Genomic DNA, 11,309 nt, shown 5'->3' with positions numbered 1-11,309 from the left:
CACATACCGTTTTTTGATGAATGTGCGCGCCGCCCCCCAGACTCACCCACGGGCGTCCCGCCGGCCGCTCCCGTTTTTCATAAGAGCCGGGTGGTGGGCCCCCCGCCCCCCCCCTCCCCCCCCGGCCCGGCGTTGCCGCCGGCCCCACCACTACCGCTCAATCCGCTGAATGAACCGCCCCCGCCTAGGCCGCCGGCACCACCGTTGCCGTAGAGGAGGCCCCCCCGACCGCCCTGACCGCCAGACTCGCCAGTCCAGCCGATCCCACCGGCACCGCCATGCCCGATCAACCCAGCGGCCCCTCCGGCACCACCGGCCTGGCCGGGCCCACCGTCCCCGCCTCTGCCGCCGTTGCCGTACAACAACCCACCCGACCCGCCAGCCTGCCCGGTCCCATTCAGCCCGTCGGCGCCATCCCCGATCAGGGGGCGCCCCAGCAAGGCCTCGGTCGGCGCATTGACCAAATTCAACAGATTCTGCATCGGGCTGGCACTGGCGGCTTCAGCGCTTGCATATAGCCCCGCGCCGGCACTGAGAGAGCGCGTGAACTGATCATGAAACGCCGTCGCTTGTGTAGTGATCGCTTGGTAGGTCTGCCCATGCGCGGCGAATACAGCCGCAATGGCCGCTGATACCTCATCGGCAGCCGCCGCCACGATTCCCGTCGTCGGGACCGCCGCCGCCAGATTGGCCGCGCCCAGCGTCGAGCCGATACCTGCCAAATCTGCAGCCGCAGCAGCGACTAGCTCCGGCGACACGATCACAAACGACATGAGCTGTTCCTAACTTCGTAGTTATCTCGGTTGGTGCCCTCGATGCCTAAGGCGGAGCTGAAGTGTTGTTACGGGCAGCGCTCGGAAGCATTGACTGAGCAACCGTGCTGGCGGCCCGGCTGCTCACAGAGGCGGATGCGACCGCCGCTGGTTACGGGATCTGTGGGTCCGGCTGTCCCCGCGCCTCGCCTGCTCGGGGCGGAGAGCCGCGGTGACGATGTGGCCGCGGGTGTGGATGGAAATCGAAGTCGGTAAGACCACCCGTGAGCGGGGTACAGCGGTTACGGCCGGCTAGGTCAGCAAACGAGATAAGGCCAGCATGCGCACATGCGTGTCGCCTCGTCGACGCATTTTGGGCACTCCTCGGCGACGGACGACAACTCGCTTCCATAGTCACTTTCGAAACCTGGTCATGCGCACGCAGCTATCCCCACCGAACCATTGAGCCATCGACACGACGCGAGATTGTACTGTGTTCTGGCAGCAAACCTAGGTTTTTTGCGAGTGCGGCAATATTCTCGAACGAAATACATATAACAAAGGCGAGGCCCCTCGGACAAAGAGCCCCGGTGGCCCATTCGACGCCGTTCGGCACCCCAGCCGTCGACCCGCCGGGTCACCCTGCCCGAGACTCTGCGGGCCGCACGACGAGCTGCCGGCAAACATCGCGACACCCGGCGAACGCGCCTATGCGCCGTGACCGGTCGGCACCCGCTCCCCCTCAACCGGCGGCCCCGGCGGCATACCGTCACCGAACGGCCTGCACCCCAACGCTTCCCGGCCATGTGGCGACAGCCAATTGGCCAACTCGGGGCCCTTGGGCACAATCCGGGTGGGGTTGATGTCCGAATGCACGATGTAGTAGTGCTGCTTGATCTGTACGAAGTCGACGGTGTCCCCGAACCCCGGCGTCTGGAATAGGTCGCGGGCATAAGCCCACAACACCGGCATCTCGCTGAGCTTGGACCCATTGCACTTGAAATGCCCGTGGTACACCGGATCGAAGCGGGCCAGCGTGGTGAACAGCCGGACATCGGCCTCGGTGATGGTGTCGCCCACCAGGTATCGCTGGGTCGCCAGGCGACCACTCACCCAATCCAACGCGGTGAACAGCCGGTCGTACGCCGCCTCGTAGGCCTCCTGCGAGCCGGCAAAACCGCACCTGTATACCCCGTTATTGATCTCGGTGTAGATCCGTGCCGACACCTCGTCAATCTCGGCCCGCAACTGCTCGGGGTACAGCTGCGGTGCGCCGTCGCGGTGGTGCGCGGTCCACTCGATGGAGAAATCCAGGGTCATCTGCGCGAAATCATTGGTTACCACCGCGCCGGTGGGGATGTCGACGATCGCCGGGACGGTAATCCCTTTGGGGTAGTCCGGAAAACGCTTGAAGTAGGCGTCTTGTAACCGCGGTATCTTGAGCACCGGGTCGACCCCCCCGGGATCGAGGTCGAACGTCCAGCTGCGCTCGTCATGGGTGGGGCCGCAAAACCCAATGGAGAGAACAGGTTCCAGACCCAGCAGCCGTCGAACAATGATCGTGCGGTTGGCCCAAGGACACGCCCGCGCAACAACGAGCCGGTAACGGCCCGGCTCTACCGGATAGCCGTCACGCCCGTCGGCGGTGATGCGGGTGGTGATGTAGTTGGTGTCACGGGTGAATTCGCCACTCTCGGCAACATAGGAAGCCATTGCGCCAGTGTTGCCCAATGGACGTCAGTGTTGAAACCTGTTCCACTACTTGGGCTGTGCCGAGAACGCGGTCGGGGCGGCGGGGGTCACGTGCAGACCGGGATCCCAGCGCGGTGACCAGCACCGACTTCACAAGCTCCTAACCAAACCGAAATAAACCTAGACAACTATTGCCATGCAATAGTCATGCGCTGATCGATTATTTCCCTAATCAACATTCAGCATGACTCTACGACGACGGCGTCGCTGCACCAATCCCTCTGTGCTCAGGACGGTTACATGGCTTTCGAGACCCCCGTCGATGCAACTGCCGGCTCGGCGCGCGCACCTCTGGTCGACTCCGCGCTTGGCGCCATTGCGACCGTTGCCGGCTCATCGATGGCGGCCAATGCCGGTGAACTCCCGCTGGCTCGCCTCGCCGCCGGGCAAGATCATGTATCGGCAGCCGCGGCCAAAACGCATGCCACCGTTGGCATCGGCGATATCATGCCGCGGCTGCTGCGTCACTCCCGAATCGTGTTCGACTTCGGGGCATTACCGCCCGAGATCAATTCCGGTCGGATGTATAGCGGCCCGGGATCCGGGCCCCTGCTCGCTGCCGCGGGTGCGTGGGACGGGCTGGCCGGGGAATTGAGCCTAGCGGCGACGGGCTGCAAGTCGGTGATCTGGGAGCTGACCAGCTTGCCGTGGGTAGGGCCCGCGTCGGCGGCAATGTTGGCCTCATTCACGCCATATATGGATTGGCTGAGCACCACCTCGACGCGCGCTGACCTGGCCGGGATGCAGGCGAGGGCGGCCGCGGCCGCCTACGAAACAGCGCGCGCAATGACCGTCCCCCCGCCGGTGATCGCTGCCAACCGGACCTTGTTGATGACGCTGATCGCGACCAACTTCCTGGGGCAGAACACGCCGGCGATCGCGACCACCGAGTTCCACTACGCCGAGATGTGGGCGCAAGACGCCGACGCCATGTACGGCTATGCCAGCTCCTCGACGACCGCCTCAACGTTGATACCTTTTACCGCGCCGCCAAAAACCACCAATCCAGCCGGCCTGCCCGGCCAGGCCGCCGCGGTTGGCGAAGCCGCAGCCACACCGGCGGGAAACTCTGCGTCGGCGATATCGTCGATGACGTCAGAGATGAGTACCGCCTCCGCGCAGGTAGTGCATTTTCTCTCGGCTACGCCTTGGTACGACGCAATCCTGAAGTGGCTGGAGAGCATTCCGACCCAAGTCTGGCTCGACCTACTGAACCTCGACTATGACATCGGGGGACTGGTATACGACACCCAGGGCTATACGCTCAACATCCTCCAGCTTGGACAGGCGCTCACTTGGGCCTCGCCCGGGGTAACGGCCGGTGCAGCACCGATTGGAGCGGGTGGGGCCGCCATGGAATCGGGTTTCAACCACCTAACCGCTGGAGCGGTATCGGCGGGTTTCGGACACGCCGGCAAGATCGGGCCGATGTCGACGCCACCGAGCTGGGCTACTTCCCCCTACACAGAACACATTGAGGCTGAGACGATTTCGGCTCCGGTTCCCGAAAATCCCGCGCAGGCAAAGGGGACAACAGGTCTGTTTCGGGGCTTGCCGATGGGTGGCGCCGAACGAACGCAGAACCTTGATCAACGCCGATACGGGTCACGTCTCACTGTGGTCGGCCCACGGGCCATCGGTTAGCGCATTGGGCAGAAGGGAATGGGGGGGACATCGGCGCACCTGAAACCGATTGAGCCTGAGAGACATTGAGGGGACATGCCATGTCAGTAGTAACCATGCAACCGCAAGCGAGGCCCCAATTGTCGATGACGGCCGCCACGCTGCTGGCTACGAGCTTGACGATGAGCACCCGCAGCACCAACCGCGACGAGGTAAGGGATTAATTGCGATGGATTTCGGAGCGTTACCGCCAGAGGTCAACTCCTTGCGCATGTACTCCGGTCCGGGATCGGCGCCGATGTCGGCAGCCGCGTCGGCCTGGAACGGTTTGGCCGCCGAGTTAGATTCGGCCGCAACCGGTTACGAGACGGTGATCACAACACTGCACTGCGAGGAGTGGGTCGGCCTCGCGTCCAGTTCGATGGCCGCAGCCGTCACACCTTATGTGGCTTGGATGAGAGCCACCGCCGCTCAAGCCGAGGAGGCTGCCAGCAAGTCGCGCATGGCGGTCGCCGCCTACGAGGCCGCGGTTACGGCAGTGGTGCCTCCGCCGCTCGTTACGGCCAACCGTACTCAGCTGGTGTCGCTGGTCAAAGCCAACACCTTCGGCCAATACACGGCATCCATCGCAGCCCTGGAAGCCCAATACGGTGAAATGTGGGCCCAGGACGCGATGGCCATGTACAGCTATGCCGCGGCCTCGGCGAGCGCCTCGACGGTGACACCGTTCGCGCCGCCGCCGGACACCACCAACGCAGCCGCCGGGGCCTTGCAGGCCGCCGCGGTCACCCAGGCCGCCGCCACCTCAGCCGGCACCATACAGACAACGTTGGCACAGCTGGTTTCTCGCGCGCCGAGCGCGCTTTTAGAGCTGACACGGCCTTTCATGTCGCTCACAACCTCAGCCGGAGTGTCCGCAACACCGCAATGGCTGCAGTACTTGGAGACGTTCCTAAACGTCATTTCACCGTTGACCGGTACCTGGTATAACACCACCGGCTTGCCATACTTCGGCATTGGTATCGCCAACAGCATCGCCTCCGCGGAGAGGGCTATGGGAATGATCGGTCCGGATGCTGCTGCGCCGGTCGCCGGTGCAGAAGTCGCGCTCGGCGCCGGCATCCCGCGCGCCGATCTTCCGGTAGCCGCCGGTTTGGGCAACGCGGCCTCCATCGGCAAGCTCTCGGTTCCGGCCAGCTGGCCAGCGGCCGGGCCGGCGCTCGCCCCGACGGTGGGGTCCGCCTCCGCGCCCCTAGTTAGCGACGTGGTCGTGCCGGAGGCGGGGGCGACTGGAAACCTGTTGGGCGGCATGCCGCTGGCGGGTCCGGGCCTTGGCGGCGCAGGCAGCGGTCCACGCTACGGGTTCCGTCCCAAGGTGATGATGCGCCCCACGTTTGCGGGATAGCGGGAGGCTCTCTACAGCACGGAACTGTGCGCACAATCGGCGTCAACAAACCTTGCCGCACAACCGATTCAGTGAATCGGAAGTAAGGGATGCGTCACAATTTTGTCTGCACGGGTGACGACACCGTCAGAAACCGCCGGGCCAGATTCGTCTCGGTGGATGGCCCCGGTTCCCAGTGCGCGATCCACGGACCGGTGCCCTCCGACTGATCGATAATCCCCTGCTCCAGCCAGGTGTAACGGCCTTCCAGGACATCGGTTGCCAACCGAACATCGATGCCGTCTGTGTTGGTCCACAAGGCGTGGAACAGTGCCTCAACCCGCAGAGTGGCCTGCCGGCAGAACGCCTCGGTTAATTCGTATGCCTGTTTGCCCTCGGCCGGATCGGCAACTCGCTGCGCCTCGGCGCGCACACATACCGCGGACATGGCGAACAGCTCCGCACCGATATCGACGATGCGCCCAAGGAACCCTTGCTTTTGCTCCAGGCCGGCTTGCCAGCGCGCCATCCCGTAGAAGGTGTTGCGGGCCAATTTGCGTGACGAGCGTTCGACAAAACGTAGATGCGTCGCCAGTGCGCCGAACTCGCGGTACGACGTGGGTCGCTGACCTTCCCCAAAAACCAGTTTCGGCAACCACTTTGCATAGAATCGGCTTGCCCCGGCCGCCGCCGCAGCCTTCTGCCGCAGGTCGGCTTTGGGGTTCGCAAGGTCACCGGCGGCGGTCAAATGAGCGTCGACGGCCTCCCGCGCGATGAGCAGCCGCATGATTTCGCTGGATCCTTCGAAGATGCGGTTGATCCGCAGGTCCCGCACCGCCTGCTCCACCGGTACCGCGCGCTCCCCACGTGCAGCAAGGGACTCCGCGGTCTCATAGCCGCGGCCACCGCGGATCTGCAACAGCTCATCGATGATCACGTCGGCCATCTCACTGCACCACAACTTGGCCAACGCCGCCTCGATCCGGATGTCGTTGCGCCCCTCGTCGGCCATCTGACCGGCCAATTCGAGCACCGCATCGAGCGCGTAAGTGGTGGCGGCTATGAAGGCGAGCTTGCTGGAAACCGCCTCATGTTTGCCGACGGGCTTTCCCCACTGCACTCGTTCACGGGACCATTCCCGGGCTATCTTCAGCGACCACTTGGAGGACCCGGTGACGACGGCCGGTAAGGACAGCCGTCCGGCGTTGAGTGTGGTCAACGCGATCTTCAGGCCATCGCCTTCACGCCCGATCAGGTTTTCCGCGGGGACTCGAACGCCGTGCAGCCTGGTCACCCCGTTTTCGATGCCGCGCAGTCCCATGAACTTGTTGCGCCGCTCGACGGTGATCCCGGGTGCATCGGCCTCGACAACGAATGCGCTAATTCCGCCTCGATGCCCCTCGCTCTTGGGCACTCGGGCCATGACCACCAACAGCTCGGCGACCACGCCATTAGTGGTCCACAACTTCACGCCCTCGAGCTCATATGCCTTCCCGCCGTCGACAGGCGTCGCCGTGGCGGCCAGGCGCGCCGGGTCGGAGCCCACGTCCGGTTCGGTGAGCAGAAACGCCGATATAGCGCCGGCAGCACAGCGCGGCAAGAACTTCCGCTTCTGTTCCGGGCTCCCGGCGAGCTTGAGTGGTTCGGGTACTCCGATCGACTGGTGGGCCGACAGCAATGCGCCGAGACTGGGATGAACGGACGAAACCATCATCAAGGCGCGGTTGTACGCAACTTGCGACATGTCCAGGCCACCGTACTCGGACGGTATTTTTATGCCGAAGCAGCCGAGCTCGGCAAAGCCCTTCACATATTCGTCGGGAATCTGGGCGTCACGCTCGATGACGCTGCCATCGATGGTGTCGAGAAATTCCCGCAGCCTGCCGAGAAACTCTTCAATGCGAGCCTCCTCGACGTCCGATGGCCTGGGGAACGGGTGGATGAGCTCCAACGGAAAACGGCCGAGGAACAACTCCTTTGCGAAAGATGGTTTATCCCATCCACTTTCGCGGGATTCTTCGGCAAGGGCTCTTGCTTGCTCCTCGGTGACCTGCGCTTGCTGTGCCATCGTTGCCTCCTCGCTAACGAATCACATCGAGGCATGAGTACCCAGTTCCTGTCCGAATGTTACGCGCCAGTAGCTTCGCAGCGCACGTATCCGATCTGGGCCGCTGGATCAGCTCAAATGGCCCCGCACAACGAACATGCTCCCGGACAGAGGCCAATGTGGCGGATGTGACAAGACGCCGGGAAGTAGTCTCCGCGCACAGCGCTAGGAATCGAGCTCCCGCGCCACCGCCTTGACCACCTCGGATACTCGACGGGCCGTCTTACGGTCCGGGTAACGGCCCTTGCGCAGTTCGGGCTGCACAGCGCTCTCCAGCAACGTGATCATGTCCTCGACCATGCCGTGCAGCTCGTCGGGGCTGTGCTTGTGCTCGACCGGCGTCTCACGGCGAGTCCGCGAGAGGCTGGGCGGTGGATCAATCAGCTTGAGACTCAATGCCTGCGGTCCGCGGCGACCGGAAGCGACGCCGAACTCCACGCGCTGCCCCGCTTTGAGCCCTTCGACACCTTCGGGCAATGCCGAAGAACGGACGTAGACGTCCTCGCCGTCCTCTTGCGACAGGAAGCCGAACCCCTTGTCGGAGTCATACCACTTCACCTTGCCAGTCGGCACTGGTCTCACCTGCTTGTCTAACGAGTCACTTGGAGGCAACAGAAGACGCGCCCCGCCTGCGCAGGGCGCGATGACGATCTCAGATCCTACTCGGATGGTTGGCAGGCAAGCACCCCTGTTTATCCGTCACTCGGTAGGCTGGCACTACCGCCTGGAGGAGATATGCGCCTAGTCCTGAACATTATCTGGCTGGTTTTCGGTGGCCTCTGGTTGGCCCTCGGATACCTGGTCGCGGCGCTTGTCTGCTTCCTGCTCATCGTCACCATCCCCTTCGGCTTTGCGGCGCTGCGCATCGCGTCATACGCGTTGTGGCCGTTCGGGCGCACGATCGTCGAAAAGCCGACCTCCGGGACCGGCGCCTTGATCGGCAACGTCATCTGGGTGGTGCTGTTCGGCATCTGGCTGGCAATTGGACATTTGCTGAGCGCGGCAGCAATGGCGATCACCATCATCGGCATTCCGCTGGCGTTGGCTAACCTCAAAATGATTCCGGTGTCGCTGGTGCCGCTGGGCAAGCAGATCGTTCCCGTTGCTGCCGGCTCGCCGGCCCAATTCGAACGGGTGGGCTCATGACGGTGACCGCGTTGGGCGTACCAGCGGTGCCTCGGGCCGGCGACCCCGTCATCGCGAATCAAACACCCCCCTCGGAAGGTCCATTGCTGGACAGCTTCGGACGGATCGCTACTGATCTCCGGGTGTCACTGACCGACCGCTGCAATCTGCGATGCAGCTACTGCATGCCCGAAGAAGGCCTGGACTGGCTACCCGGCGAGCAACTGCTACGACCCGACGAACTGGCCAGGCTGATGCGCATCGCCGTCACGCGTCTCGGCGCGACCAGCGTGAGGTTTACCGGTGGTGAACCACTGTTGGCCCGCCACCTCGAAGCGGTGATCGCGGCGGCGGCCTCCCTGAGGCCCCGCCCCGAAATTTCGCTCACCACCAATGGGTTGGGGTTGGCGCGGCGGGCAACCACTCTGGCGGCAGCGGGCCTGGACCGGGTCAACGTGTCGCTCGACAGCGTCAACCGCGCCCACTTCGCGGCCATCACCCGCCGGGACCGACTCCCCGACGTGCTGGCCGGACTGGCCGCCGCTAAGGAAGCAGGGCTGGCGCCCGTCAAGGTGAACGCTGTGCTGGACCCCATCACCGGCCGCGACGACGTCGTCGAGCTGTTGCGGTTCTGCCTCCAGCACGGTTACCAATTGCGGGTAATCGAGCAGATGCCGCTCGATGCGGGGCACCAGTGGCGCCGCAACGCCACACTGAGCGCCGACGACGTGCTGGCCGTGCTGCGGCAGCACTTCCAGCTGCGGCCTGATCAGGCACCGCGCGGCTCCGCGCCAGCCGAACTCTGGCAGGTCGACGCGAGCCCAGCCACACCGAGCGGAAAATTCGGGGTCATTGCCTCGGTGTCGCACGCCTTCTGCTCGACGTGCGACCGCACGCGGCTGACTGCCGACGGCCAGATCCGCAGCTGCCTGTTCTCCACCGAGGAGACCGACCTTCGCGGTCTGCTGCGTGGCGGAGCTGACGACGGCCAGGTCGAGGCCGCATGGCGCGCCGCAATGTGGCGCAAGCCTGCCGGTCACGGCATAAACGACCCGAATTTCATTCAGCCCGACCGCCCGATGAGCGCCATCGGTGGTTAACCCGCAGGCCCAGGTGTCCGACCAATCGGACGAAATTCAAGTGACGGTCCGCTATTTCGCGGCGGCGCGGGCGGCCGCCGGCGTTGAGTCGGAAACCGTGAGCCTGCCGCCCGGGACCACCGTGGCCGAGTTGGTCAAGGATCTCACTACCCGGAGCGCCCGGCTTGCGACGGTGTTGGGCCGCTGCTCCTACCTCTGCGACGGGATTGCCGTCCGAGATGACGCCACACCGTTATCCGCCGGCGACACGCTTGATGTACTGCCGCCCTTCGCGGGCGGGTAAAGCGCTGTGAAATATCTCACGTAACGAAACGATAACAACCCGGCCACGCTTCGATCTCGAGTGCTATGAGCTGCGCAAACACCTGGGATCCCGGGCGTTTTGCCCAGTGGCCGCGTGGCGAACACAACATTTCTGCCCAGTGACGGGATCGCCGTAAGCCGCTACCGTCTCGGGAGGCAAGTCAACCCAACCCAGAGTGATTTGCCTCCCTCCCTATAACGCGCCGAGCTCCATCCAGTAGGCAGAGGGATTCCGACCGCGGATGGAGGCGGGGGACCCACCAGGTCCACCGAGATCGGACCGGGGTCAGCCATGGCCCCTTGGGGTGAAGCCGAAGTCGTTCACCGAAGTACGACATTGGCCGGGTGACCTCTCTATTTCGTAATCCAGCCCGAACCCGACAGCTGACCTCGTAGGCGTGTACCGAGAGGAATTCAAAGAGTATGAGTGGACGTCACCGTAAGCCCACCACCTCGAGCGTCAGCGTCGCCAAGGTTGCATTTACCGGCGCGGTGCTCGGTGGCGGCAGCATCGGCAGCATGGCTCTCGCCGGCCATGCGAACGCAGCAACCGACTACGAATGGGACGCGGTAGCTCGTTGTGAGTCAGGCGGCAACTGGTCGATCAACACCGGCAACGGCTTCTACGGCGGCGTGCAGTTCACCCAAGGCACCTGGGCATCACATGGCGGCGGCGAGTTTGCCCCGTCTGCCCAGCTGGCCACTAGAGAGCAGCAGATCGCGGTCGCTGAGCGAGTGCTGGCGACTCAGGGTCGCGGCGCCTGGCCGGTATGCGGTCACGGGCTGTCGGCGGCCACGCCGCGCGAGGTGCCTGCTCCGGCAGCGCTGGACGGACCGCTGGATGCGCCCGAAGTTAACGGCGAGCCGGCACCGCTGGCTGACGCGCCGCCGCCCGCCGATCCCGCGCCTGCTGACCCGGCTCCCGCGGTGGAACTGGCCGGCAACGACTTGCCAGCTCCCGCCGAGCTACCCCCACCCGCCGACCTGCCACCAGCTCCCGCCGACTTGGCGCCGCCCGCGGACCTGCCGCCGGCTCCTGCCGAGCTACCCCCACCCGCCGACCTGCCGCCGGCTCCCGCCGACTTGGCGCCGCCAGCGGACCTGCCGCCTGCTCCTGCCGAGCTACCCCCACCCGCGGACCTGCCGCCGGCTCCCGCCGACTT

10 protein-coding genes, 1 pseudogene and 1 riboswitch are annotated in these 11,309 nt (G+C 64.6%); of the genes and pseudogenes, 7 read left to right on the top strand and 4 right to left on the bottom strand.

Annotated elements, in window-relative coordinates:
* Positions 1–98: 98 nt before the first annotated feature.
* Positions 99–773: pseudogene (locus MSIMFI_RS29450) on the bottom strand (PE family protein); the annotation flags it as partial.
* 687 nt (positions 774–1,460) lie between these two features.
* Positions 1,461–2,465, bottom strand: coding sequence for a glutathione S-transferase family protein (locus MSIMFI_RS26670; RefSeq protein WP_191499933.1), 1,005 nt, complete (start codon positions 2,463–2,465; stop codon positions 1,461–1,463).
* A 486-nt stretch (positions 2,466–2,951) separates the two neighbouring features.
* Between MSIMFI_RS26670 and MSIMFI_RS26665 the strand changes: the two genes are divergently transcribed.
* From MSIMFI_RS26665 to MSIMFI_RS26660, 3 genes are all read left to right on the top strand, one after another.
* Positions 2,952–4,148, top strand: a complete 1,197-nt coding sequence (locus tag MSIMFI_RS26665) for a PPE family protein, SVP subgroup (protein WP_449870983.1) — start codon at positions 2,952–2,954, stop codon at positions 4,146–4,148.
* Positions 4,149–4,228: 80 nt separating this feature from the next.
* Positions 4,229–4,351: a hypothetical protein gene (locus MSIMFI_RS29125; protein ID WP_263597458.1), complete on the top strand. Its 123-nt coding sequence runs from the start codon at positions 4,229–4,231 to the stop codon at positions 4,349–4,351.
* Positions 4,352–4,356: 5 nt separating this feature from the next.
* Positions 4,357–5,532, top strand: a complete 1,176-nt coding sequence (locus MSIMFI_RS26660; RefSeq protein WP_191499932.1) for a PPE family protein — start codon at positions 4,357–4,359, stop codon at positions 5,530–5,532.
* 94 nt (positions 5,533–5,626) lie between these two features.
* On the opposite strand, the gene MSIMFI_RS26655 is transcribed toward MSIMFI_RS26660, so the two are convergent.
* Both MSIMFI_RS26655 and MSIMFI_RS26650 read right to left on the bottom strand, forming a co-directional pair.
* Positions 5,627–7,579 (bottom strand): acyl-CoA dehydrogenase family protein, encoded by a 1,953-nt coding sequence (locus tag MSIMFI_RS26655; protein WP_191499931.1) that lies wholly within the window; start codon positions 7,577–7,579, stop codon positions 5,627–5,629.
* A gap of 204 nt (positions 7,580–7,783) precedes the next feature.
* Entirely contained in the window at positions 7,784–8,191 is a 408-nt protein-coding gene (locus tag MSIMFI_RS26650; RefSeq protein ID WP_191499930.1) for a cold-shock protein, read from the bottom strand.
* 162 nt (positions 8,192–8,353) lie between these two features.
* Between MSIMFI_RS26650 and MSIMFI_RS26645 the strand changes: the two genes are divergently transcribed.
* The 4 genes from MSIMFI_RS26645 to MSIMFI_RS26630 form a co-directional block, all read left to right on the top strand.
* Positions 8,354–8,764: a YccF domain-containing protein gene (locus MSIMFI_RS26645; protein WP_191499929.1), complete on the top strand. Its 411-nt coding sequence runs from the start codon at positions 8,354–8,356 to the stop codon at positions 8,762–8,764.
* Positions 8,761–9,843, top strand: a complete 1,083-nt coding sequence (moaA, locus tag MSIMFI_RS26640) for a GTP 3',8-cyclase MoaA (protein WP_191499928.1) — start codon at positions 8,761–8,763, stop codon at positions 9,841–9,843. The genes MSIMFI_RS26645 and moaA overlap by 4 nt, the downstream gene beginning before the upstream one ends.
* The gene (locus MSIMFI_RS26635; protein WP_191499927.1) at positions 9,836–10,126 is read left to right on the top strand and encodes a MoaD/ThiS family protein; all 291 of its coding nucleotides are present in this window, start codon (positions 9,836–9,838) and stop codon (positions 10,124–10,126) included. The genes moaA and MSIMFI_RS26635 overlap by 8 nt, the downstream gene beginning before the upstream one ends.
* A gap of 211 nt (positions 10,127–10,337) precedes the next feature.
* Positions 10,338–10,561, top strand: a riboswitch (cyclic di-AMP (ydaO/yuaA leader).
* 8 nt (positions 10,562–10,569) lie between these two features.
* Positions 10,570–11,309: transglycosylase family protein (locus MSIMFI_RS26630; RefSeq protein ID WP_191499926.1), on the top strand; the 740-nt coding region annotated here is incomplete at its 3' end.

Source organism: Mycobacterium simulans (genome assembly GCF_900232995.1).
Lineage (GTDB): Bacteria > Actinomycetota > Actinomycetes > Mycobacteriales > Mycobacteriaceae > Mycobacterium > Mycobacterium simulans.
Note: the sequence above shows the minus strand (reverse complement) of the source record. Positions and strands in the feature narration are given on the sequence as shown.

Bases quoted from the DNA above. Each gene is read 5' to 3' on its own strand.
- MSIMFI_RS26670 (WP_191499933.1), bottom strand. From the start codon at position 2,465: ATGGCTTCCTATGTTGCCGAGAGTGGCGAATTCACCCGTGACACCAAC.
- MSIMFI_RS26665 (WP_449870983.1), top strand. From the start codon at position 2,952: ATGCCGCGGCTGCTGCGTCACTCCCGAATCGTGTTCGACTTCGGGGCA.
- MSIMFI_RS29125 (WP_263597458.1), top strand. From the start codon at position 4,229: ATGTCAGTAGTAACCATGCAACCGCAAGCGAGGCCCCAATTGTCGATG.
- MSIMFI_RS26660 (WP_191499932.1), top strand. From the start codon at position 4,357: ATGGATTTCGGAGCGTTACCGCCAGAGGTCAACTCCTTGCGCATGTAC.
- MSIMFI_RS26655 (WP_191499931.1), bottom strand. From the start codon at position 7,579: ATGGCACAGCAAGCGCAGGTCACCGAGGAGCAAGCAAGAGCCCTTGCC.
- MSIMFI_RS26645 (WP_191499929.1), top strand. From the start codon at position 8,354: ATGCGCCTAGTCCTGAACATTATCTGGCTGGTTTTCGGTGGCCTCTGG.
- moaA (WP_191499928.1), top strand. From the start codon at position 8,761: ATGACGGTGACCGCGTTGGGCGTACCAGCGGTGCCTCGGGCCGGCGAC.